General features: G+C 40.7%; 24 protein-coding genes. 17 read left to right on the plus strand and 7 right to left on the minus strand.

Annotated features, from left to right (window positions below):
- Window position 1: 1 nt before the first annotated feature.
- The 3 genes from LX92_RS02725 to rpmA all read left to right on the plus strand — a co-directional run bounded on the left by LX92_RS02725 (window position 2) and on the right by rpmA (window position 1,571).
- Entirely contained in the window at window positions 2-436 is a 435-nt protein-coding gene (locus LX92_RS02725) for a DUF4199 domain-containing protein (protein WP_109648727.1), read from the plus strand.
- Between the two features lie 151 nt (window positions 437-587).
- Complete coding sequence (rplU, locus tag LX92_RS02730; RefSeq protein ID WP_109648728.1) at window positions 588-1,271, plus strand: 50S ribosomal protein L21; 684 nt, start codon at window positions 588-590, stop codon at window positions 1,269-1,271.
- Window positions 1,272-1,310: 39 nt separating this feature from the next.
- Window positions 1,311-1,571 carry a 50S ribosomal protein L27 gene (gene rpmA, locus LX92_RS02735; protein WP_109648729.1) on the plus strand — a complete coding sequence of 87 codons (261 nt, stop codon included), beginning with the start codon at window positions 1,311-1,313 and terminating at the stop codon, window positions 1,569-1,571.
- Window positions 1,572-1,640: 69 nt separating this feature from the next.
- Here the strand turns inward: rpmA and LX92_RS02740 are convergent, their stop codons facing one another.
- Window positions 1,641-2,162, minus strand: a complete 522-nt coding sequence (locus tag LX92_RS02740) for a 5' nucleotidase, NT5C type (protein ID WP_109648730.1) — start codon at window positions 2,160-2,162, stop codon at window positions 1,641-1,643.
- Window positions 2,163-2,386: 224 nt separating this feature from the next.
- On the opposite strand from LX92_RS02740, the gene LX92_RS02745 reads away from it, so the two are divergent.
- Window positions 2,387-2,917: a lipid-binding SYLF domain-containing protein gene (locus LX92_RS02745; protein ID WP_109649048.1), complete on the plus strand. Its 531-nt coding sequence runs from the start codon at window positions 2,387-2,389 to the stop codon at window positions 2,915-2,917.
- Between the two features lie 94 nt (window positions 2,918-3,011).
- On the opposite strand, the gene ahcY is transcribed toward LX92_RS02745, so the two are convergent.
- Entirely contained in the window at window positions 3,012-4,328 is a 1,317-nt protein-coding gene (ahcY, locus tag LX92_RS02750) for an adenosylhomocysteinase (protein ID WP_109648731.1), read from the minus strand.
- Window positions 4,329-4,410: 82 nt separating this feature from the next.
- On the opposite strand from ahcY, the gene LX92_RS02755 reads away from it, so the two are divergent.
- The 7 genes from LX92_RS02755 to LX92_RS02785 all read left to right on the plus strand — a co-directional run bounded on the left by LX92_RS02755 (window position 4,411) and on the right by LX92_RS02785 (window position 10,235).
- Complete coding sequence (locus LX92_RS02755; protein WP_109648732.1) at window positions 4,411-5,043, plus strand: 4'-phosphopantetheinyl transferase family protein; 633 nt, start codon at window positions 4,411-4,413, stop codon at window positions 5,041-5,043.
- Window positions 5,044-5,058: 15 nt separating this feature from the next.
- Window positions 5,059-5,319, plus strand: a complete 261-nt coding sequence (locus LX92_RS02760; protein ID WP_109648733.1) for a thiamine-binding protein — start codon at window positions 5,059-5,061, stop codon at window positions 5,317-5,319.
- Window positions 5,303-5,941 (plus strand): nicotinamide riboside transporter PnuC, encoded by a 639-nt coding sequence (gene pnuC / locus LX92_RS02765; protein WP_109648734.1) that lies wholly within the window; start codon window positions 5,303-5,305, stop codon window positions 5,939-5,941. The genes LX92_RS02760 and pnuC overlap by 17 nt, the downstream gene beginning before the upstream one ends.
- Window positions 5,896-6,459 carry an AAA family ATPase gene (locus LX92_RS02770; protein WP_109648735.1) on the plus strand — a complete coding sequence of 188 codons (564 nt, stop codon included), beginning with the start codon at window positions 5,896-5,898 and terminating at the stop codon, window positions 6,457-6,459. The genes pnuC and LX92_RS02770 overlap by 46 nt, the downstream gene beginning before the upstream one ends.
- Window positions 6,456-7,997, plus strand: a complete 1,542-nt coding sequence (locus LX92_RS02775; RefSeq protein ID WP_109648736.1) for a DUF4301 family protein — start codon at window positions 6,456-6,458, stop codon at window positions 7,995-7,997. The genes LX92_RS02770 and LX92_RS02775 overlap by 4 nt, the downstream gene beginning before the upstream one ends.
- 208 nt (window positions 7,998-8,205) lie before the next feature.
- Window positions 8,206-8,505, plus strand: a complete 300-nt coding sequence (locus LX92_RS02780) for a hypothetical protein (protein WP_109648737.1) — start codon at window positions 8,206-8,208, stop codon at window positions 8,503-8,505.
- Between the two features lie 359 nt (window positions 8,506-8,864).
- Entirely contained in the window at window positions 8,865-10,235 is a 1,371-nt protein-coding gene (locus LX92_RS02785) for a sigma-54-dependent transcriptional regulator (protein WP_317047045.1), read from the plus strand.
- Here LX92_RS02785 and LX92_RS02790 read toward each other — a convergent pair.
- A complete protein-coding gene (locus LX92_RS02790; RefSeq protein ID WP_109648738.1) occupies window positions 10,210-12,678 on the minus strand; it encodes a hybrid sensor histidine kinase/response regulator in 2,469 nt (822 codons plus the stop codon). The genes LX92_RS02785 and LX92_RS02790 overlap by 26 nt on opposite strands.
- Window positions 12,679-13,161: 483 nt before the next feature.
- Here LX92_RS02790 and LX92_RS02795 point away from each other — a divergent pair, with 483 nt between their 5' ends.
- Together LX92_RS02795 and LX92_RS02800 are read left to right on the plus strand one after the other, a co-directional pair.
- Entirely contained in the window at window positions 13,162-15,297 is a 2,136-nt protein-coding gene (locus LX92_RS02795; protein WP_223308330.1) for a TonB-dependent receptor, read from the plus strand.
- Between the two features lie 246 nt (window positions 15,298-15,543).
- Window positions 15,544-16,524, plus strand: coding sequence for a Gfo/Idh/MocA family protein (locus LX92_RS02800; protein ID WP_109648740.1), 981 nt, complete (start codon window positions 15,544-15,546; stop codon window positions 16,522-16,524).
- A gap of 6 nt (window positions 16,525-16,530) precedes the next feature.
- Here LX92_RS02800 and LX92_RS02805 read toward each other — a convergent pair whose 3' ends face one another.
- Together LX92_RS02805 and LX92_RS02810 are read right to left on the minus strand one after the other, a co-directional pair.
- On the minus strand, window positions 16,531-17,517 hold the full coding sequence (locus LX92_RS02805) for an aldo/keto reductase (RefSeq protein WP_109648741.1): 987 nt from the start codon (window positions 17,515-17,517) through the stop codon (window positions 16,531-16,533).
- A 37-nt stretch (window positions 17,518-17,554) separates the two neighbouring features.
- Window positions 17,555-17,992 (minus strand): Rieske (2Fe-2S) protein, encoded by a 438-nt coding sequence (locus tag LX92_RS02810; protein ID WP_170117783.1) that lies wholly within the window; start codon window positions 17,990-17,992, stop codon window positions 17,555-17,557.
- A gap of 228 nt (window positions 17,993-18,220) precedes the next feature.
- Here LX92_RS02810 and greA point away from each other — a divergent pair, with 228 nt between their 5' ends.
- On the plus strand, window positions 18,221-18,694 hold the full coding sequence (gene greA / locus LX92_RS02815) for a transcription elongation factor GreA (protein ID WP_109648742.1): 474 nt from the start codon (window positions 18,221-18,223) through the stop codon (window positions 18,692-18,694).
- 77 nt (window positions 18,695-18,771) lie between these two features.
- Window positions 18,772-19,164 (plus strand): HIT family protein, encoded by a 393-nt coding sequence (locus tag LX92_RS02820; protein ID WP_109648743.1) that lies wholly within the window; start codon window positions 18,772-18,774, stop codon window positions 19,162-19,164.
- Here the strand turns inward: LX92_RS02820 and LX92_RS02825 are convergent.
- Window positions 19,151-19,507 carry a hypothetical protein gene (locus tag LX92_RS02825; protein WP_109648744.1) on the minus strand — a complete coding sequence of 119 codons (357 nt, stop codon included), beginning with the start codon at window positions 19,505-19,507 and terminating at the stop codon, window positions 19,151-19,153. The two genes, LX92_RS02820 and LX92_RS02825, sit on opposite strands and share 14 nt — an antisense overlap.
- A gap of 3 nt (window positions 19,508-19,510) precedes the next feature.
- Window positions 19,511-20,659: a sensor histidine kinase gene (locus LX92_RS02830; protein WP_109648745.1), complete on the minus strand. Its 1,149-nt coding sequence runs from the start codon at window positions 20,657-20,659 to the stop codon at window positions 19,511-19,513.
- A gap of 117 nt (window positions 20,660-20,776) precedes the next feature.
- On the opposite strand from LX92_RS02830, the gene LX92_RS02835 reads away from it, so the two are divergent.
- Window positions 20,777-21,655, plus strand: a complete 879-nt coding sequence (locus tag LX92_RS02835; protein ID WP_109649051.1) for a flavin reductase family protein — start codon at window positions 20,777-20,779, stop codon at window positions 21,653-21,655.
- A 297-nt stretch (window positions 21,656-21,952) separates the two neighbouring features.
- Window positions 21,953-22,330, plus strand: coding sequence for a DUF3127 domain-containing protein (locus LX92_RS02840; protein ID WP_109648746.1), 378 nt, complete (start codon window positions 21,953-21,955; stop codon window positions 22,328-22,330).
- Window positions 22,331-22,364 lie beyond the last annotated feature (34 nt).

Consider the following 22,364-nt stretch of genomic DNA (forward strand, 5'->3'; position numbering starts at 1 on the left):
AATGAAGCATTTTTCCCTACCCATTCGATTCGGAATAGCCACTAGCGGATGCCTGATTGCCTATTTTTTGATTTTGTCCTTGTTCGGTGTGCATACGAATGTGTTTTATAGTATTTTTAATGGAGTTATCACAGGATTTGGTATTTATGAGGCCATAAAGTTCTTTAAGATCAAAGAGGCCGAACGGTTTAATTACGGTAAAGGATTTAAGGCCGGTATGGTAACCGGAAGCGTCGCCACGATAATATTCACCTTTTTCTTTGCGCTCTACGCAACAGAACTCAATACCGAATTTCTGATTGAGTTGTCCAAAGCTTGGTCGGGGGAGTTCAAGAATTTTGAGGCTATCGTATTTTTTACGGTGGGTATAATGGGTTTTGCCACCACCTTGGTAATTACATTGACCATTATGCAACTATTCAAGTCGAACAAATAACCCGGAAAGCAAGAATATTATAAGACGTTGGACAGCCGTGGTTTTTAGGTCATTTTTTATTTGTAAATCGCTTGTACATTAATGAATTAGCAGTATATTTGCACCCGCCTATCCAAAAAGGTAGGCTTAAAATTTAACTAATATATACGCTATGTATGCAATTGTAGAGATGGCAGGGCAGCAATTTAAAGTTGCGAAAGACCAGAAAGTATATGTTCACCGTTTGCAAGCGGAAGAAGGGAAAAAGGTAACTTTTGACAATGTACTTCTTTTGGATGATGGTAAGAACGTTACTGTTGGCGCCCCAGCTATAGACGGAGCCGCTGTTGAGGCTAAAGTCGTTAAACACCTAAGAGGTGACAAAGTTATTGTCTTTAAAAAGAAAAGACGTAAAGGTTATGCTGTAAAGAATGGCCATCGTCAATCTTTTACTGAAATCGTTGTTGAGAGCATTGTTGCTTCCGGAGCGAAAAAAGCAGCTCCAGCAAAAGCCGCGGCAGCACCAAAAGCTAAAGCAGCACCAAAAAAGGCAGCTGTAAAGGCAGAAGCGCCCAAAGCTAAAGCAGCACCAAAAAAAGCGGCTCCCAAGAAAGCCGATGATTTGAAAAAAGTTGAAGGTATTGGACCTAAAATTGCAGAGACCTTAATCGCTGCAGGAATATCAACTTTTGCTGAATTGGCAAATACCAAGGCGGATAAGATCGCTGAAATCATTGCAGATGTTCGTGGCAACCACGTAACAGACACTTGGCCGGCACAAGCTAAATTGGCTGCTGAGGGTAAATGGGATGAGTTGAAAAAATGGCAAGACGAATTAGACGGTGGCAAGGCATAATAGCCAAACCATTAAGTATAACAATAAAAACCGAAAAAAATGGCTCACAAGAAAGGTGTAGGTAGTTCGAAAAACGGTAGGGAATCAGAATCGAAACGCTTAGGGGTTAAGATTTTTGGTGGCCAGGCGGCCATCGCTGGTAATATCATCGTTAGACAACGAGGTACTAGACACAATCCAGGAGAGAATGTCTATGCAGGTAAGGATCATACCTTACATGCAAGAGTAGACGGAATCGTAAAATTTCAAAAGAAAGCAGGAGGGAAATCCTATGTTTCCATAGAGCCTTTTGAGGCCTAATATCTTGTATTTTCAAGAAATAGAAAACCCTTTCCAGAAATGGAAGGGGTTTTTCTGTTTGTATATCATCTAGAGTAACTTTTCCCCGATCTCTTCCCATGTATCGGCCCTTTCGAAACCATTGGTGTAGGCATTGTGTGGGGATGAATACAAGATTGATCTACCGTTGAACATTTCAAGGTTGTAGCTTCGGTCATCAATTAATACGTCCCCTTTTAAGATGTGTTTGTGTCCGCATAAGATCCTGTTTTGCCATGGGATAAAAGGGAAATGTTCATCCAGCCACTCGCTTTTTTCCTCTAGCGAATTCGGAAATTGCATGGCTGCCGAAGCGATATATACATTATACTTTTCAGCAAGTTCCTTTAAAATATCCTTACTGCCTTCAATAGGGTTGAGATTTTTAAAGAAACCCCTTCGGGTTGCGTGTTTCCGTATACTTTCCTGATGGGCTTTGGGGACCATTTTCCAAACTTCGGATCCCTTACAGGCTTCTGGGGTAAGGTTTCCATTGAATTCAGTATTGTAAATTTCAATATGTGCGCCAAACGTATCGGCAATCACCTCATCCATGTCCACAAAAATTGTCATATCGTTGAATTTTGTACGAAGTACCGAAAAAATGATTTGACCCGAAAATGATTCTTAAAACTAAATCGTTAAGCTGGGCTTTTTCTTTAAACGGTAGGCTTTTGGAATACCAAAAGGTTGCTAGGTTTTCTACTGTGCTTATTAACATATTCTTATGTGTCTGGGAATATGGATTCCCCATATTGCGTTTTATCTTTGATGTAATAATTCTAAAAGTTAATACTATGAAAATGTTCAGGTTAATGGCCGTGATGTCTATGATATTGATGATGAGTGTTGCTACAGGACAGACACGGAGTGAGAAGAAGTTAATGCAGGATGCCACAAAGGCTAAAAAAACCATGTTGAAGACAGATGCGGGCATAGAAAAGTTTTTTGATACATCTGCAGGGTTTGTGATTTTCCCTAATGTGGGTAAAGGTGGATTTATTATCGGTGGTGCTTCCGGAAAGGGAGTCGTCTATGAGAAGGGGGATGTCGTGGGAATGGCTGACCTAAAGAAACTGAATATTGGATTGCAGGCTGGCGGACAGGCGATTATCGAAGTGATCTTTTTTGAAACCCCGACAGACTTAGCCCGGTTTAAGGAAGGGAAGTTCCAGTTTGCAGCGGAAGCTTCGGCTGTTGCCTTGAAGTCCGGAATTGCCGTTAATGCCAAATACAAAGACGGTGTAGCCGTGTTTGCCCTACCAAAGGCTGGTTTAATGGCCGATGCATCGGTTGGTGGCCAGAAATTTGGTTATGATCCTTTTTAAGGGTTTATGGGTAAAACGAAAAAAAACCTTGTTCTATGTAGAACAAGGTTTTTTTGTATCCAATACCTGTGCTTTGTGAAGCACGTGGCTTATTCTAGTACCTGTAATAATCGGGTTTAAAAGGACCTTCTACGGTTACCCCGATATATTTTGCTTGGTCTTCACGGAGCTCTGTAAGCTCGGCACCCAATCTTGATAAATGCAATTTAGCAACTTTTTCGTCCAGATGTTTGGGTAGCATATATACCTTGTTTTCATAGGCGTCACTATTTTTCCAAAGCTCTATCTGGGCCAAGGTCTGATTGGTGAACGAGTTGCTCATTACAAAACTTGGGTGGCCAGTGGCACATCCAAGGTTGACCAAACGCCCTTCTGCCAAAACGATAATGTCTTTGCCGTCAATGGTGTATTTGTCTACCTGTGGTTTTATTTCATCCTTGGTATTGCCATAGTTGGTGTTCAACCAAGCCATATCGATTTCATTGTCGAAATGTCCGATATTACACACGATTACTTTGTCCCGCATGGCTTTAAAATGCTCTTCCCTAATAATATCTTTATTTCCTGTGGTTGTGATTACAATATCAGCATTGCCGACCACATTCTCTAATTTCTTCACTTCAAAACCGTCCATACAGGCTTGTAAGGCACAGATAGGATCGATCTCGGTAACGGTTACAATAGCGCCTGCACCCTTAAATGAAGCGGCTGTGCCCTTACCTACGTCGCCATACCCGGCGACTACGACGCGTTTACCGGCCAACATGGTGTCGGTTGCCCTACGAATGGCATCTACGGCACTTTCACGACAACCGTATTTATTATCGAATTTAGATTTGGTTACCGAATCGTTTACATTGATGGCGGGCATTGGCAAGGTGCCATTCTTAACCCTTTCGTATAAACGATGGACTCCAGTTGTGGTTTCTTCCGATAATCCTTTTACCGCAGAAGCGAGTTCAGGATATTTGTCCAAAACCATATTTGTAAGATCCCCACCATCATCCAAGATCATATTCAACGGTTTGCGGTCTTTACCAAAGAATAAAGTTTGCTCTATGCACCAGTCAAATTCCTCTTCGTTCATCCCTTTCCAGGCATACACAGGAACACCAGTGGCAGCAATGGCAGCGGCGGCATGGTCTTGAGTTGAGAAAATATTACAGGAACTCCAGGTGACATCGGCACCAAGCGCAACCAAGGTTTCGATTAAAACCGCAGTTTGTATGGTCATATGCAAGCAACCCGCAATTCGGGCCCCTTTAAGGGGTTGTTCATCCTTGTATTCTTCCCGAAGTGCCATAAGCCCTGGCATTTCTGCTTCGGCCAAGGTAATCTCTTTTCTTCCCCAATCCGCTAGGGTAATATCTTTAACCTTATTGGGCACATATGAAACGGTTTTGGTAGCCATATCCTTTTTTCTTTTTACTTTCGTTGTTAACTATTGCTCTTTTTTTAAGAATTGCAAAGTTACGAATATCCTAAATAACAACATGCCTCTTTACAAGACAATAGAAGTTACCCCGTCGATCAAAGTATATATTTGGAAGATAGAAGAAACCGAAAAGGAACTATCGAAGGCCGTTGAGCTTACCGAACACTGTCAAAACCGTATGGATGGCATGAAGTCCGAATTGCACCGCAAGGGCTTTTTAAGTATCCGCCATTTAATGGCCGAGGCCGGCTACGAGGACAAGGATTTATACTATGACAAGGTTGGCAAACCACATTTATATGATGGTAACCACATCAGTATTACCCATTCGCATCAATTTACCGGGATTATTATAAGTACGGATCAGGAGGTCGGCATCGATATTGAGATGCAACGCGATTTGATTACCCGTATAGCACATAAATTCACTCCGACCGAGGCCTATGCCCACATTAAGGACAGGAAAGACCTCGTTCGTAAATATACCGTAATCTGGGGCTGTAAGGAATCGCTGTATAAGATCTATGCTACGGTGGGACTTAGTTTCCTAAGCCATATTTACATCAATGATTTTGAATTTTCGGACGAAATATTGGAAGGAGAGATCAATTATAAAGGGGATACAACCTATTACAGGCTTAAATTTCTGGAATTTGAAGGCTTCACCTGTGTTTATGCCGTTAAAAAATAAATTTATATTACAATCATGGAAATATCAGTAGAACTTACTTTTTCACCACTACAGGATGATTTTGAACAGCATATCATCAACTTTATTAAAAAATTAAGGGCATCCGGACTAACGATTTTGGAGAATCCGTTAAGCACCCAAGTATACGGGCCTTATGATGAGGTGATGAAGGTGTTGAACACCGAGATCAAAACGGCTTTTGAATTGATGGATCGCGGTCTGCTCTATATGAAATTGGTAAAATCTGACCGTAGCGCGTATGAGCCCCATTTTTGAGTTTTTGTTCGGGCAATATGCCGACTATGAAACTTATTATATTGTTTTAGAGATTGTTGCGGTTATTTTTGGACTGCTATCTGTCTGGTATTCAAAACAAAACAACATTCTGGTTTATCCCACGGGATTGATCAGTACCTCCATTTACGTCTACCTTCTTTTTAAATGGGGATTGATCGGGGATATGATGATCAACGGCTATTATTTTATAATGAGTCTCTATGGGTGGTATGTTTGGACACGAAAAGTCGACGATTCACATTTTACACCAATAACAAGAACAACTAGTAAAGAGCATAAAATATCAATCTTGATTTTTATGGCCACCTTGGTCTTTGTTTTTGTCGTCTATCAAATGTTCGATAAATGGACAAGCTGGACCGCCTATGTAGATACCGTAACAACAGCGGTTTTCTTTGTGGGGATGTGGCTTATGGCCAAACGGAAGGTTGAAAATTGGTTGTATTGGATCGTGGGGGATATAATTTCGGTTCCCCTATATTTTTATAAAGGATTTACGTTTACAAGTTTTCAGTATCTTATATTTACAATAATAGCTATATTCGGATACCTCGCATGGAAGAGAAATTTAGACAGCAACCCGCTGACATTGTCAAAATAGTATTATTCGGTCCGGAATCTACGGGGAAAACCACCCTTTCGGAACAACTGGCACGACATTACCACTCTGTTTGGGTACCAGAATATGCAAGGGAATATCTTCAGGATAAATGGAATAACGAACGAAAGACCTGTGAGCCCGAAGATCTATTGCCAATTGCCGAAGGGCAAATGCTTCTTGAGAATGATTTGGCCAAAAAAGCATCGAAAGTCCTAATTTGCGATACCGATTTATTGGAGACCAAAGTGTATTCCGAAGCGTATTATCTTGGGTACTGTGATCCACTTCTGGAAAAGTATGCCTTGGAAAACCAATATGATCTTTATTTACTTACATACATTGATATCCCTTGGGAGAAAGACGATTTAAGGGACAAGCCCAATGAACGTGAACGGATGTTTTTGTATTTTAAAGACACATTGGAGAAGTATAACAGGAAATTCATTATCTTAAAAGGGGATAAAAAAACCCGTTTAAAAACCGCAGTCGAACATATAGATAACCTATTGGAAAAATGATTCAATTTACCGAAAACGATTTAAAACAATTGGCCGAAAAAGGCATTGATAAAGAAAAAGTCAGAAATCAAATTCAGATTTTCGAGGAAGGGATTCCCTTTGTGAATTTAGTTAAGGCGGCCGTTGTCGGTGATGGTATTCTTAAATTTACGGTACGTGAACAGAAAGAGTTGGCCAATAAGTTCGAAGAGGCCAAAAAAGGCTTGTCACTTCTGAAATTCGTACCTGCTTCGGGGGCTGCGTCCAGGATGTTCAAGGCTTTGTTTAATTTCTTGGAAGCCTATGATCCCGCAAAGGAAAGTTTGGAACAATATTTCGAGCGAACCCATGATTCTGATTTACGGGTTTTTAGGGATGGATTGAAAAAATTCCCCTTTTATGAAACCATCATGGAACGGATAAAAGGAAAGACAACCAATCCCGATGAGGAGCTCTATCTTTTTGTAAAGGAAATGATGTCTGAGGAAGCTTTGAATTACGGCTTCTATCCTAAAGGACTTTTACCTTTTCACAACTACGGGGAACATACGGCAACGCCTTTCGAGAAACATTTGAAGGAGGCGTCGAATTATGCCATGGTCGATGGGGAGGCGCATTTGCATTTTACGATTTCCGAACAGCATATCGATATGTTTACGAAGGAATATGCCAAAATCAACGAGCGATTGCGCAAAGCCACAAATACGGTTTTCCATGTCACTTATTCCTATCAAAAAAGCTCAACGGATACCATTGCGGTTGATATGGATAATAAACCTTTCCGCAATGCTGACGGATCGCTTCTTTTTAGACCTGGAGGTCATGGGGCCTTGATCGAGAACCTAGATGAGGAGGATGCCGATATCATATTCATTAAAAATATCGACAATGTGGTTGTGCCCAATGCCCAGGAAGAACTTACAAAGAGTAAAAAAATGTTGGCAGGCCTATTGTTGAAAGTACAGGAGAAAGCATTTGCCTATGCCAAAAGAATCGATGACAATAATTTGACGGCAAATATCATGTCGGAAATCAAGGAATTCCTAGAGAACGAACTCAATGTGCGTTTTGTGGATAAATACTCGAGTTTCAGTATCGGGGAGCAGATTGAAATATTGAAAGACAAGATAAATAGACCGATCCGCATTTGCGGTATGGTCAAAAATGAAGGGGAGCCCGGTGGCGGTCCTTTCTGGATCAAGAATTCGCATAATCATGTGTCCTTACAGATTATTGAATCTGCCCAGATCGATATGTCCAATACAAAGCAGGTTGATATTCTTAAAAATGCCACACATTTCAATCCTGTGGATTTGGTCTGTGGTGTGAAGAACTATAAAGGTGAAAAATATAGTCTATTGAATTATATTGATCATAAGCAAGGCTTTATCACTGAAAAAACAAAAGAGGGCCGTCCTCTAAAAGCTTTGGAATTACCAGGTCTTTGGAATGGGGCCATGGCATATTGGAACACGATTTTTGTTGAGGTGCCACTGGCAACATTCAATCCTGTGAAAACAGTGAATGACTTATTGAAACCCACACATCAGGTTTCCTAAGGCCGAACCAAGTTCGATATTCTTCAAAAGTGTATAATTTTTATACACTTTTTTTTATTTAAACACATTTTTATACAGTTTGCCATTTTTAATGATTTCGTGTAAAAAACTAGGAATCAATCGATTAAAAAGGAATAACACCCTTGATGGGTTTTGGCATTGTTTTGTCATAACGTTAATCAAGAATGTTTAATTAAAATCTATAAAAATGAAAAAATTAGTTTTTGCAACAGCATTGGTTTTAGGAGGTTTAACCGTTAGTACTGCCGCTTCCCCTATTTTCCACGATGGAATAATGGAAGAGGTTCTTGTGCAGGATTTTACTGAAATAGAAATTTCAGAAGTCCCTGAGGCCATAACCAGCGCTTTGGAAGAAGCATATCCTGGCGTAACGTTGGTCAAAGCATATAAAAATGGCGAGGAGCAATTTAAATTGGAAGTTTCTTCCGAAGATGGTAGTACAACGGAATTGTACGCCGATGCCGAAGGGAACTGGATCGAGATGTAAGACGTATTTGGGTTTCGAATCTTAAAGCTGCCTTCGGGCAGTTTTTTGTGATCGACATTCGATTTATATGATGAATAGGTTTTTAGCAAGTGCACCGATCAACGACCTTAAAAAAATGCACGGCAATTAAAATTCTATTTATCACCATTTAAATCTTACCTATATTTTTTTACGGTGGCTTTACAACCACACCCCACTTTTGTTTCGTTGGTTTGGTCGTAAAAAGGGTAGCATTTTGCTACCCTTTTTCATTTTAACAGGATTGTATATCGTTTCAATATTTACGGCAATGACATTTTAGGTTTAGAATAATTTTAGATACCATATAGCTTACTTGTGGTAATTTTACGTACATACCTATGATGAATAACGCTATGCCTAAAATCTTGATTATTGAGGACGATACCACGTTTGCCCAGATGTTGCAAAAGTTTTTGATTAAAAAGGGATATGGGGTGGAAATCGGTTTTACGGTGAAGGAAGGAAGACAGAAATTAAAACAAAACGCGTTTGATCTAGTGTTGACCGATTTAAGATTGCCCGATGCCGAAGGAATAGAGTTGATCACGGACATGCAACAGAAGGTGCCTGTGATTATAATGACAGGTTATGCCGAGGTAAGTTCCGCAGTCACGGCCATGAAAAAAGGGGCTTATGACTATATATCAAAACCTTTTACCCCCGAGGCCGTATTAAAAATTATCGGTTCTGCCTTAAGTACAACCCCGAAAACGGAAACATCACAAAAAGGACAAGTTGCCCCTAGGGAAAATTTGGAACCCCAACAGCCTTCCTCGAAAATTATCGGTAGTCTCAATTTAGTGAGCCCAGCATCTAAAAAGTTGGAAGAATATATTGGCCTCGTCGCGCCAACCGACATGTCAGTGTTGATTACAGGGGAGAGTGGCACAGGTAAGGAGGTTACGGCAAAGTCTATCCACGACCGTAGTGAAAGAAGTGGTAGACCCTTTATCGCCGTGGATTGTGGGGCCATTCCCAAAGAATTGGCCTCTAGTGAGTTCTTTGGACATTTAAAGGGAAGTTTTACAGGTGCGATAAATGATAAGGTAGGGACATTCGAGGCGGCAAATGGGGGCACGCTCTTCTTGGATGAAGTAGGCAATCTGCCTTATGACAACCAGATACAACTTTTGCGGGCATTGCAAGAACGTAGGATTAGGCGTATCGGAAGCACTAAGGAAATTGATGTGGATGTTAGGATACTTACGGCAACCAACGAGGATTTGAAGGTTGCGGTAAAGGAGGGAAGGTTTCGGGAGGATTTGTACCACAGGCTGAATGAATTTTCACTTCAGATACCTTCCTTGATAGATAGGCAGGGAGATTTGGTGGTTCTTGTGGAACATTTTCTGGAAGTTTCCAATAAGCGCTTGAATAAAGGGATTACCGGATTCACGAAGGAAGTTTGGGATATTTTTGAATCCTATGGCTGGCCGGGAAATATTCGGGAACTGCAGAATGTTATACAACGTGCCGTACTGTTGACTGGGGACGGTGAAATAACATTAGAAGCCTTGCCCACCGAAATTATCGAAACACCTACTGTAAACAACGATAATGGGGATATCTCCAAATCCGAATTTGAAAAGGAGCAAATTATAAAGGCGCTTAAACGTACCAATTATAATAAGTCCAAGGCAGCCAAGCTTCTTCAGGTTACAAGAAAGACCTTGTACAATAGAATCAGTCACTATGATCTGGATGTGTAGCCACACGTTTCCTTAGTTCTTCTAGCAACGGGGTAATATGGTTCATTAGGCTATCATAGGTTTGAAGTAAATCCATGGAACCGGATGCCGTACTTTCCAATTTACACAGTAAATCAATACAGGAGGGGTCAACTTCCAATTGCCTGAACATTGGTAACATTCTATGGGCTGTATTTTTGCTTTTCTGATAATTATTTTGGGTAGCGGCCTCTTTTAATGTTTCCATGCTCTTAGAGGTGTCCTTTATAAATGTTTGCAATACTTCGTTAATTGATTTATCGTCATCACCCAAGAATGAACGAAGGATCCTTAGGCTATAGGTCGTACCTTCCTCTTCGGTTGGCAAAGGTTTGGCCGAGGTCATTTTATAGCTGTTTATTTCCAAAGAAAGAAAGGGTTGTAGGGTGTGGAATAGTTGGGTGTTGGAAAATGGTTTTTGTAGTACGGTTGTAAATCCGTGGGACAGAAAAAGATGTTCGTTTAAATCCCGTCTTCCGGTCATGGCTATAATGGGCTGGTCCGAATAATGGCCGTATTTACCCGACTTCAATTGGGTCAGTACCTCAAATCCGGTAATCGAAGGCATTTCAATATCGGTCAGTACTACTCCATATTCCAAACCTTCTTTTTGTAGGGTGCTGAAATCGGTGCACAATATGGGTTCAATATTCTTCGATTTTAAAAACTCACCCACCATTTGTATAAATGATGCATCATCATCAATGATAAGTATGGTCGATTTATGGTGTAGGGTTTTTTCATGGCTAGGGATTTTGGGCTGGGTAGGTGCTGTTGTAAAATCGAACGGCAGGGTTATGGTAAAGGTACTGCCAACCCCCAAAGTACTCTCCAAGGTCATTCTACCTCCTAGTAAATCCACAAGTTTTTTGGAAATGGTAAGTCCTAGGCCGTATCCGCCGTATTTTTTCTCCGTATCGATTTCTGCCTGCGTAAATTCCTTAAAGATCAGTTGCTGTTTTTCTTTATTGATACCAATACCCGTATCCGAGATTTGAATTTGGATCAGGTTATCTGAAAAACGGTTTTTCAATCGATGGGCTTTAATGGTAATGCTTCCTTCTTCCGTGAATTTAAAGGCGTTACCCAAGAGGTTGTTTATAATTTGACGTAATCGGATGGGGTCGCCCAGGATGTCCCGGTCCAATTCATCATCAATATCCAATATAACGAAGATATCCTTGTCCTTATATTGTACCGAAAGGTCATGTGAAGATTCCTTGATGAGCTGCGAAAGGTTTAAGGGTACTTTTTTGATGTTGATTTTCCCCGTTTCCAATCTTGTGAAATCGAGGAGGTCATTTACCAGATTATTGACATAACCCGCCGCCGACTTAATATGGGTCAGGTATTCGTTTTGGTTTGGGGATAGTTTTGATTTCTCTATGATTTCTGAATACCCCATGATGGTATTCAAGGGGGTTCTAAGGTCATGGCTAACGGTTTTGATAAGCTGCTCCCGGCTTTTTAACAAGGATTCGGAGAACCTTTTTTCCTTTTCCAGTTTTTGTCGGTATACATTGGCCTTCCAGAAATCCCGGTTAATGATGAAAGTGAATATCCCAACCACAAGAAAGCTCAATATAGCGGCAATTACGGCCAATTGAATGCTTCGTTTTAAGGCGGCTTCCCTATTGATGTTGTCATTGATGCTACTTACCAGTACCTCTTTTTCCAATGAAGTGATGATATTGCGCAATTGTTGGGAAAGCTCTAGGTCGGTTTGGTTGATTTTCGATTCTTGATAGGTTTGGGAGTTTTCATTGATGGTATTGTCCGCTTTGATTCCTTTTATAAGCTGCTTTGAAACCTGTAGTATGGAGTCTGTTTTTTTTGACCTGTTGATTTCCGTTTCATCCGAGGGGATGTTTTCATTCAAATAATTGGCCATTTTACGAATGGATTCTTGGGCTTTGGGAGGTAGTTCATTAAAATTTGGGGCCAGGTTTTCGGCAGTAATGATCCCTAGGGAAGCCTCCATTTTGTTGAGCTCGTCAAGGGCGTTGTTTATAGATTCTCCGGTTTTGTTCTCGGTTTTTAATTTTCGTAAAGCGTTGTTGTTGGTTACCTTTTTCTCCAATAAGTAACATAAACTATCCAATAGCGCGGCTTGGTTCTTGCTTTGTGATAGGTTTTTAAGGCTTTCAATATCGGTGAATATGGAATCTATTTTTTTTGAGTAGGCAAGGATGTTTTTCTTTTCACGATGTTGAATGGCTCGTTTCGATAAACTTTCCGCTTCATAGATATCGGTAAGTAATGCACTGGTCTTTAGTAATTTGGTCTCATTATTGTCGAAAGTGTCGTTGGAGATATAATTCCGTATTTCCAAAAAAATGTAGAATGAGGCAATGGACGCTAGCAAGATCAGCAGTAGATAACTGAGGGCGATCTTAATAGTGAATTTATTTTTGGACTTTTCCATAGCGTCTTTTTCTTATCTTAGATACGTACGAATCCGATATACAGGATCGAATGGTAGCAATAATTTGTAACCTTTCCCCTCTTGTGGATTGACGTGAAATATTTTTGCTTTTTTTTATGAAAGATTAAAAAGGCTGTATTACATTTGCACCATCTCAAAGGGGTGCTTAACCCTCGAACTTTAAACAGGACTTTTCTTAAGAAGATCGGGATAAGCTGAGATTATACCCAACGAACCTGGGCAGGTAATGCTGCCAAGGGAGGCAAAGGTTGCCATTTGGATTATCATAACGTTTCCATTGGAAACAAAAATCATTTTTAACCAAGAATAACGCCCCTTTTATTCGTAATAAACCTATTACGAATGAAATTGCTCTATTCCTTTTCTAATGCAAGAACTGCAAATTCGAAGTGCGGTTCAATGCGATCGGCAACGATTGAAAAAAGCCATCGCATTAAATTTTTATCCATCTCATTGGGCCTTATGGCCTTGGGGCTTACAGCCCAAGAAACCAAAACCGATTCTTTGGAAGGCAAAAAAATTGCCTTGGATGAGGTCTTTGTATCTGCCGTGAGGGCTACAAAGGAATCGCCTGTCACCTTTACCAATCTTACTAAGGAAGATTTAAAACCGAGGAACTTGGGACAGGATATTCCGATTTTATTGAATTTTATGCCTGCCGTGGTCACTACGTCCGATGCCGGGGCCGGTGTTGGCTATACGGGAATCAGGGTTCGTGGTAGTGATGCCACTAGGGTGAACGTAACCATAAACGGTATACCCTATAACGATTCTGAATCGCATGGAACATTCTGGGTGAACATGCCCGATTTTGCCTCCTCTACCGAAAGTTTGCAATTACAGCGTGGCGTAGGTACATCAACCAATGGGGCTGGGGCCTTTGGGGCAAGTCTTAACATTGCGACTGACGGGGTGTCCGAAGAGGCCTTTGGTCGTATTTCTTCCTCAGTAGGGAGTTATAATACCTTACGGAATAACTTAAAGTTCAGTACCGGCCTATTGAACGATCATATGGAGATTTCCGGGCGATTGTCCAGAATCACTTCGGATGGTTATATCGATAGGGCCTCCTCAGAACTCGATTCCTACTTTTTGCAGGGGGCGTTTAAAAACGGGAATACCATTTTAAAGGCTGTTCTTTTTGGAGGACATGAAGTTACCTATCAGGCATGGAATGGTATTGATGCCACCACGTTAAAAAGTGATAGAACCTTTAATCCCGCTGGGATATACACAGATGGCAATGGGAATACCCAATTTTATGATAATGAGGTCGACGATTATAAACAAAACCATGCCCAGCTCCTTTGGAATCAAAAATTGAACGATAATTGGAATACGAACTTAGCATTGCATTATACCCGTGGTAGGGGCTTTTTTGAGCAGTTTAAAGAGGATGATGATTTTGAGACCTATGGTTTTGAACCTTTATTGGTCAATGGGGAAGAGGTGAATTCGACAGACCTAGTGCGAAGAAGATGGTTGGATAACGATTTCTTCGGAACCGTTTTTTCGGCCCATTACAATAAAGGAAATTTAGACCTTATCTTAGGGGGTGGCTGGAATACCTATGAGGGCGATCATTATGGGGAAGTAATTTGGGCCGAATACGCCCCAAATAGTTTTATACGTGATCGCTATTATGACGATTCCTCGAAAAAGACCGATTTTAATGTTTTCACCAAGGCCAATTATAATTTAGGTGATCATTGGAGTCTCTTCGGAGATCTACAATATAGAACAGTAGGGTACACGGCAAATGGCGATGATACCGGATTGGTCGATGATACCTTCAATTTCTTTAACCCGAAATTCGGGGCATCCTATGACCTGAACCAAAACAACAATTTCTATCTTTCTTTCGCCGTAGCAAATCGGGAGCCCAATAGAAATGATTATGAGAATGGGAGTCCTAAACCAGAGAAGCTAAATGACCTGGAATTGGGTTGGAGGTATGTTTCACCGAATGTGCAGGTAAGTACCAATGTGTATTACATGAAATACAAGGACCAATTGGTACTCACTGGTGAGCTGAATGATGTGGGGGCACCGCTACGGGCCAATGTTGGTGATAGTTATCGATTTGGATTGGAGATTGATGCCCATCTTGCCTTAGGCGATAAATTCAGTCTAAATCCGAATGTTGCATTGAGCTCCAATAAGAATAAGGATTTTGTTTTTCAACGCGATGGGGTTCTTGAGGATTTAGGAAATACCGATATTGCCTTTTCCCCTGATGTTATTGTGGGGAATGCCATTTCATACATGCCCAATGAAAACTTGCAACTTTCACTCTTGAGCAAATATGTGGGTAAACAGTATATGGGAAATATCGATTCTGACCGATCTGTATTGGATGACTATTCACAAACCGATTTCAATGCCCAATATACGATTGAGACCAATTCCTTTGTAAAACGGCTGACCCTTTCTTTGTTGGTGAACAATATCTTTGATGCCAAATATGTTTCCAACGGTTATTTCTATACCTATGACGACACTTGGTCAAACCCAGGACAAACGGCAACCATAGAAGGTGCGGGCTATTATCCACAGGCAGGTACTAATTTTTTACTCGGTGTCACCTTTGATTTTTAATAGCATTCGCGTTTAAGGCGATTCACAATAATAACATGGCACTTAACCTCGGTTTTGTGCCATGCTCGTTTATTTGTAGTTTTATCATCCAATCATGGATACTATGGATGTAGGTTTTGGTATTTGGCAAATCTTGTTTTTAAATCCATTGGGTACCATGCTTTATTTTTTAATGGGAAAAGATCAGAAAATCAGTAAGGACGATAATTGATTTTTTCATAACGATATACTGAAATACAGAGAGTAATGAAAGAGGATAAGAATATAAGATGGGGCATAATCGGTTGCGGGGCAGTGACAGAAGTGAAGAGTGGGCCAGCTTATCAGAATACAGAGGGGTTTGAGGTTCGTGCCGTAATGCGGCGCAACAAGGAAAAAGCCGCAGATTATGCAAAGAGACATGGTATAGCTAAATTTTATACCAACGCAGATGATTTGATAGCCGATGAGGAAATAGATGCCGTTTATATCGCCACACCACCGGATTCCCATAAAGCCTATGCATTGAAAGTGGCAGCGGCGGGTAAGCCGTGTTGTATCGAAAAGCCAATGGCACCCAACTATTCCGATAGTCTAGAAATCCACAAGGCCTTCAATGATAAGAAATTGCCGTTGTTCATTGCCTATTACAGGCGTTCTTTACCTCGTTTTGATAAAGTAAAAGAATGGTTGAACGATGGAAAAATCGGGGAGGTAAGGCAGATCTGTTGGCAATTGTCCAAACAGCCCAATGATTCGGATCTTAGTGGGGAGTACAATTGGCGAACCGATGCCAAAATCGCGCCAGGTGGTTATTTTGATGACTTGGCAAGTCATGGGCTCGATCTATTTGTTCATCTATTAGGTGATATTTCGGAGGCCAGTGGTATTGCCACCAATCAAATGGGATTGTACACGGCAAAAGATGCGATTATGGGCCAATGGAAACATGAAAGTGGGGTCTTGGGTTCCGGTAGCTGGAATTTTGGCTGTTATGAGCGGGAAGACAAGGTTGAAATATACGGGAGTAAAGGCAAAATCATATTTTCTGTTTTTGATGAAGCCCCGATTATCCTGATAAATCCAAACGGAGAAGAAAAACTCGAAATCGAAAATCCGAAACATATTCAACAGTTTCATGTGGCGAACATCAAAAATCACTTATTGGGTGTTAAAGAACATCCTTCCTTGGGGAAATCAGGATTGCATGCCAGTTGGGTCATGGACAGGATTTTAGGGAATATTTAAAATCCCTTACCATGAATGGTGTACATGTTTACGAATCAATCGGTCGTAAATGGCATCTACTTGCTGGTGTTGCCCTTCGGTTAGTGGCGGTAGGTCACTTGCGGTAATATTCGATAGTAAATGTGCCTCTTTTGATGCCCCTGGAATAATACATCCTACTTCCGGGTGATCCAAAATCCATCGTAAGGCGATAGGAGCTAAATTCGTGTGGTTCGGAAATAGTGCTTTTAGCCCTTCCACAGCTTTAAGGCCTAAATCATAAGGAATTCCGGAAAATGTTTCACCTTTATCGAAGAAGGCACCATCCCTATTGAAATTTCGATGGTCATCCGCATCAAAGGTGCTTGCTGCACTGAATTTGCCTGTTAATAGACCACTGGCCAAAGGTACGCGAACGATCACCCCGACATCCCTTTTTTTTACCTGTTCAAAAAACAGTTCTTTGGGGCGTTGCCGAAACATATTGAAGATAATCTGTACGGTAGCGACGTTTTCATATTCGATTCCTTTTAAGGCTTCCTCAATTTTTTCAACACTTATGCCAAGGTGCTTTATTTTCCCTTCATCCTTTAAGCGATCGAATAATTCAAAAATCTCAGGTCGGTAGAATACTTCGGTAGGCGGACAATGGAGTTGTATGAGGTCCAAACATTCCAATCCCATATTCTTCAAGCTGTCCTCAACATATTTACGAAGTACTTTGGGTTGGTAGTTTTCGTTGGTATGGGGGTTGATTTGCCGCCCGCATTTTGTAGCCACATAGACTTCTTCCTTTCTGGATCTTACGACCCTTCCAACAGCGGCTTCACTCAATCCTGCTTCATAAACATCCGCAGTGTCGATAAAATTGATTCCGTTGTCAATGGCGGTATTGATGATTTTATCCGCGGAGGAATTGTCGAATCCACTTCCCCATGAACCTCCTACCTGCCAAGTTCCCAATGATATTTCCGAAACGCTGAAATCGGTTTTTCCAAGTCTTCTGTATTTCATTTTGGCTACTTTTAGTTATGTGGATGAACCATAAGTGTTAATTATAAACCCTAACTATGTTATTGTTATAGGTGTTATTGTAAATCAGCATATCGTAATAACGACCACCATCATCCGGTCTGTTGAGCATTTGCCCTGTAAACAAACTGTATTCATAATCATCGCAAGGACATGTGGCCGTCTGGCCATTAAGAATCATTGTTGAACAATCGTTGGGAGCATGGTTAGGGCAGCTGGCTTCTGATGCGACGAATTGGTTGAACCCTGAGTTAATGACAAAAATGCCTGCAGTACCTACACCCTTCGCTCCTACATATACCGAGGATCCAGTATTTGTCAAAGGGCTATATAAAGGTAAGTTCAAATTCATTTCGTAGCTAAACGAGATTTCTTGTAAGTATGGATTTCTATTGGTACCGCTACTGCTGCAACCCAAAATCAAGAACAATAAAAATAGGGGATAAATACGATTCATATTTCAATTTCTATATAATAGAACAAATACAAAATTGAACAAAAAATATGTATATTTGCGTTAAATCCTCTTTAAAATAAGGGGATTTTCCTATTAATGAAACCCTGTGATGGGAAAAGTGCTTTCTAAGGCATTCATCGTAGCTGGGTGGATTAATCCCGCGACATGGCGGATTGTTTTAGAGTACTGAGGGAAATTCTTCGAGTATGACTTAAAAATGGATAAATTATGAGTAACGTATCATATTATACTGCTGAAGGTTTAAAAAAATTAAGGGACGAATTGAATTATCTTAAAGACGTTGAACGTCCAAAGGCTTCACAGGCTATTGCCGAAGCTAGGGATAAGGGTGATTTGTCAGAGAATGCCGAGTATGACGCTGCCAAGGAAGCCCAGGGACTTTTAGAGCTTAAGATTTCAAAAATGGAAGCCACTTTGGCCAATGCACGATTGATTGACGAATCACAATTGGATACGTCCAAGGTCTTGGTGCTGTCTACGGTAAAATTGAAAAACCAAACCAATGGTATGGAAATGAAATATACCTTGGTGGCAGAGAGCGAGGCGGATTTGAAATCGGGAAAAATTTCAGTGAGCTCACCAATAGGTAAAGGGCTATTGGGCAAGAAAGTGGGGGATACCGCGGAAATTTCTGTGCCAAATGGCAAAATAACCTTTGAGATTTTAGAGATATCGAGGTAATAAAAATCAATAATTCTTTATCTTTAAACCTATCATTAACGATAGGTTTTTTTGTACTTATTTTAAATGAATTGACCATGGCAAGTATCTTTACAAAAATCATCAAAGGGGAAATCCCATGTTATAAAATAGCCGAGGACGAGAATTTCTTTGCCTTTTTGGATATTAATCCGAATGCTAAAGGACATACGTTATGTGTGCCTAAAAAAGAGGTCGATAAGATTATGGACTTGGATGAGGAGACCTATATGGGATTAATGGCTTTTTCAAGAAAGGTGGGTAAAGCCATTGAGGCAGCTATCGATTGTAACCGGGTGGGTATGACGGTAATTGGGCTCGAAGTGCCCCATGTGCATGTGCATTTGATTCCCTTGAACCAAATGAAGGAAGCTACCTTTCAGCACAAAGTGGCATTGACACAGGATGAATTTGTTGCGATAGCCAAAAGCATTTCCTCTAAAATTGAATAATTCCGGATAGCCAAAGATAAAGGCCCAGTCCAATTACTGCCAATAGGGAAACCAAAAGAATATAGAATAGGGGTGTAAACCGGATTATCGACTTTTCAGGTGTGACCATTTTTTGATAATAATTGAAAATGCGTTCTATATCCTCCGTCCAATTCACCGGATAGATAATGGAGTCGCATTTATTGCACCTAATGGTGTGTGTGACCTCACTGGTTGTTCTATCGTAAAGCTTCCCGTATTTATGTTTCTGTTTAAAGGTTATCTTCATGTCCTGATTAAAACACTCGGGACAATTATTGGTGATATTGGCTTCCTTTATGACAACTAACTTTTCCTTTGACATGGTTTACTTATTTACTTTTAAGGAGATTTGCATGATGGTACCTTCCTTACCGGAAGAAAGCACCCTTACCTTTCCCTTATGATATTCTTCCACGATTCTTTTTACTAATGACAGTCCTAAACCCCATCCGCGTTTTTTGGAGGTAACCCCTGGGTTAAATATATTCTGGTAATTACTTTTCGGGATACCGCCACCCGTATCGGCGATCAGGATGTTCACATACTTTCCAGCAGGGATAATATCGATGGCGATACTTCCTTTGCCTTTCATGGCATCAATACCGTTTTTGACCAGATTTTCAATGGTCCAATTGTACAAGGCATGGTTTAGGAGTACGGGTAATTTTTCAACTCTTGAATTAAACGAAAAATGGATCAATTTGGAACTCCGTAATTTCAGGTATTCGTAGGCTTCCTTTGTTTCTTGGACGATATCAACCTCCTTTAACTCGGGCAAAGACCCGATTTTGGAGAATCGTTCGGTAATGGTTTCCAAGCGACCGATATCCTTGGCGATTTCCTTGGTGATCTCTGGATTTATTTTTTCGGACCTCAATAGTTCGTTCCACCCTAGAAGGGAGGATAATGGGGTGCCGATTTGGTGTGCGGTCTCTTTGGCCATACCTGCCCACAACTTGTTTTGTTCCGAAGCCTTGTTCGTTTTGAAGAAAAAGAAGATGACAGCCGCAAAAAGTAAAATGATCAACAAAAGGGCTATGGGGTAATATTTTAATTTATTCAACACCTCCGAATTCCCGTAGTAAAGGGTGGCAAGGTGTTCTCCTTGTTGGTCAATGAATATGGGGGTGTTCTCACTTTCGAATTTCTGGATGTTTCGTTGCACGTACAAAGAATCCTTTGCACTTTCCTCAGGCATGTTATTGGTCTTGACCGAGCCATCCTTGTTTACCAATATCATTGGGGTTGAGGTGTTGTTTTGCAATACCTTTATGGTGAGGTTGCCCATGTCCATATCTTCCGAATATTGCAATAATTCAGATTGGGCGGTAGCCCATATTTCCATTTTTAAACGTTCTTCCTCTTTGAACTTTTTAAAGAAACTATTGGTGTTCCACAGAATCAAACTCACAATGGCAAAGGCTATGGCCAATAAAATAAAGTTCGAGGTCTTCTTTTTTGGGTTAAATTCCATCCAACCGGTTTAATGCTTTAAAGATAACGTAAAATGAGCATAAATGGTGTGTGGGGTAGATGGCTATCTGTTTTTAGTCGCAGTCAAATTGACTACATTTGTTATACTATGGATGATATGATCTCGATAATTCCAAAGGATATCACGACCCAAGAATTGCATGGATACCTTTTAGGTGCCATTGGGCCCAGACCTATCGCTTTTGTCAGTACCATTGACGAAAAGGGAAGACCTAATCTTTCGCCATTTAGTTTTTTCAATGTATTTAGCGCCAACCCGCCCATATTGATTTTTTCTCCTGCGCGTAGGGTTCGCGACAATACCACAAAACACACCCTGGATAATGTTGAAAAAGTGGGTGAGGCCGTCATTAATGTAGTTACGTATGAAATCGTTCAACAAATGTCGCTCTCAAGTACCGAATATCCTGAAGGGGAAAATGAGTTTATAAAGGCAGGTCTTACCATGTTGGCGTCCGATTTGGTCAAACCCTTTAGGGTAGCCGAATCACCCGTTCAGTTTGAATGTAAGGTGACCAAGATCGAACCGTTGGGAAAAGAAGGTGGCGCCGGGAATCTGATTTTTTCCGAAGTGGTCAAAATACATTTGAACCCTAACGTATTGGACGAAAATGGTAGTATAGACCAATATAAGATCGATCAAGTTGCCCGAATGGGTGGCAATTGGTACTCACGGGCCAATAAAGGGATGTTCGAAGTGCCCAAACCACTGTCCAGTTTGGGAATTGGTGTTGATGCCATTCCGGAAGGAATCAGGAACAGTACGGTTTTAACAGGCAATGACCTTGGAAAATTGGGTAATGTGGAAAAATTGCCTTCAAGAATCGAAATTGGGGAATTTATCGGTTCACAGGAAGGGATATCTTCTTTGGCAGCTAACAAAGACCTTCAATCCATACATCGTAAAGCCAAGGAATATCTTGACCGGAACGATGTACTTTCAGCGTGGAAACTACTTTTGGCAAACGAATTGTAAATAACTATTTGGTCAGTTTTTATGAAGCCAATGGTAAAACCCTTAACTTGGCAGCGAATTGTTTTTACCTGATTTAATCCGATACTTCCGATCTGAGGTGTGGTATGGACAGGTTTTGTGACCTGGATTGTACACCGTGCATGATTTGGTTTTTCTCCTTAACGGAGTGGGGTCGGAAAGGTATTCATGAATAAGGGACAAGCAATTCAAAAAAATGGAAAGAATCAATGAATTTGTCTCTTGGGACTTTCGAAATGAATACATTAACACTAATCGCGATTACATAATTATCAAAAGATGGAAATACAAGGAAAAATCAAAAAGATAGAAGAGACCAAAACCTTTGGAAATAATGGTTTTAGAAAAAGGGAAGTGGTAATAACCACCGAGGAGCAATACCCACAACAAATCCTGGTCGAGTTTGTACAGGATAAATGTGATTTATTGAACAGCTATCAAGTAGGGCAGGATGTAAAGATCAGTATAAACATCAGGGGACGTGAATGGACAAACCCACAGGGTGAGGTAAAATACTTCAACTCTATTCAAGGTTGGCGTATCGAGAATCTTCAGGCAGCGGAAAGCAATGCCGATATTCCACCAGTACCGCCTATGGATGCTTTTGAACCAGCCGATAACATCAATGAGGAAGATCATGACGATCTGCCTTTTTAATGGGTATTGGACCAACAAAATAGAAAAGACCCTT

Origin of the sequence: Maribacter polysiphoniae (assembly GCF_003148665.1) — a bacterium.
Lineage (GTDB): Bacteria > Bacteroidota > Bacteroidia > Flavobacteriales > Flavobacteriaceae > Maribacter_A > Maribacter_A polysiphoniae.

Coding starts and splice junctions, on each gene's coding strand:
- pnuC (WP_109648734.1), top strand. CDS start 5,303: ATGAGCCCCATTTTTGAGTTTTTGTTCGGGCAATATGCCGACTATGAA.
- LX92_RS02725 (WP_109648727.1), top strand. CDS start 2: ATGAAGCATTTTTCCCTACCCATTCGATTCGGAATAGCCACTAGCGGA.
- LX92_RS02780 (WP_109648737.1), top strand. CDS start 8,206: ATGAAAAAATTAGTTTTTGCAACAGCATTGGTTTTAGGAGGTTTAACC.
- LX92_RS02820 (WP_109648743.1), top strand. CDS start 18,772: ATGGCAAGTATCTTTACAAAAATCATCAAAGGGGAAATCCCATGTTAT.
- LX92_RS02745 (WP_109649048.1), top strand. CDS start 2,387: ATGAAAATGTTCAGGTTAATGGCCGTGATGTCTATGATATTGATGATG.
- LX92_RS02840 (WP_109648746.1), top strand. CDS start 21,953: ATGGAAATACAAGGAAAAATCAAAAAGATAGAAGAGACCAAAACCTTT.
- LX92_RS02775 (WP_109648736.1), top strand. CDS start 6,456: ATGATTCAATTTACCGAAAACGATTTAAAACAATTGGCCGAAAAAGGC.
- LX92_RS02770 (WP_109648735.1), top strand. CDS start 5,896: ATGGAAGAGAAATTTAGACAGCAACCCGCTGACATTGTCAAAATAGTA.
- rpmA (WP_109648729.1), top strand. CDS start 1,311: ATGGCTCACAAGAAAGGTGTAGGTAGTTCGAAAAACGGTAGGGAATCA.
- LX92_RS02790 (WP_109648738.1), bottom strand. CDS start 12,678: ATGGAAAAGTCCAAAAATAAATTCACTATTAAGATCGCCCTCAGTTAT.
- LX92_RS02800 (WP_109648740.1), top strand. CDS start 15,544: ATGAAAGAGGATAAGAATATAAGATGGGGCATAATCGGTTGCGGGGCA.
- LX92_RS02740 (WP_109648730.1), bottom strand. CDS start 2,162: ATGACAATTTTTGTGGACATGGATGAGGTGATTGCCGATACGTTTGGC.
- LX92_RS02795 (WP_223308330.1), top strand. CDS start 13,162: ATGGCCTTGGGGCTTACAGCCCAAGAAACCAAAACCGATTCTTTGGAA.
- LX92_RS02830 (WP_109648745.1), bottom strand. CDS start 20,659: ATGGAATTTAACCCAAAAAAGAAGACCTCGAACTTTATTTTATTGGCC.
- LX92_RS02825 (WP_109648744.1), bottom strand. CDS start 19,507: ATGTCAAAGGAAAAGTTAGTTGTCATAAAGGAAGCCAATATCACCAAT.
- LX92_RS02760 (WP_109648733.1), top strand. CDS start 5,059: ATGGAAATATCAGTAGAACTTACTTTTTCACCACTACAGGATGATTTT.
- LX92_RS02810 (WP_170117783.1), bottom strand. CDS start 17,992: ATGAATCGTATTTATCCCCTATTTTTATTGTTCTTGATTTTGGGTTGC.
- LX92_RS02835 (WP_109649051.1), top strand. CDS start 20,777: ATGATCTCGATAATTCCAAAGGATATCACGACCCAAGAATTGCATGGA.
- LX92_RS02805 (WP_109648741.1), bottom strand. CDS start 17,517: ATGAAATACAGAAGACTTGGAAAAACCGATTTCAGCGTTTCGGAAATA.
- LX92_RS02755 (WP_109648732.1), top strand. CDS start 4,411: ATGCCTCTTTACAAGACAATAGAAGTTACCCCGTCGATCAAAGTATAT.
- ahcY (WP_109648731.1), bottom strand. CDS start 4,328: ATGGCTACCAAAACCGTTTCATATGTGCCCAATAAGGTTAAAGATATT.
- greA (WP_109648742.1), top strand. CDS start 18,221: ATGAGTAACGTATCATATTATACTGCTGAAGGTTTAAAAAAATTAAGG.
- rplU (WP_109648728.1), top strand. CDS start 588: ATGTATGCAATTGTAGAGATGGCAGGGCAGCAATTTAAAGTTGCGAAA.
- LX92_RS02785 (WP_317047045.1), top strand. CDS start 8,865: ATGATGAATAACGCTATGCCTAAAATCTTGATTATTGAGGACGATACC.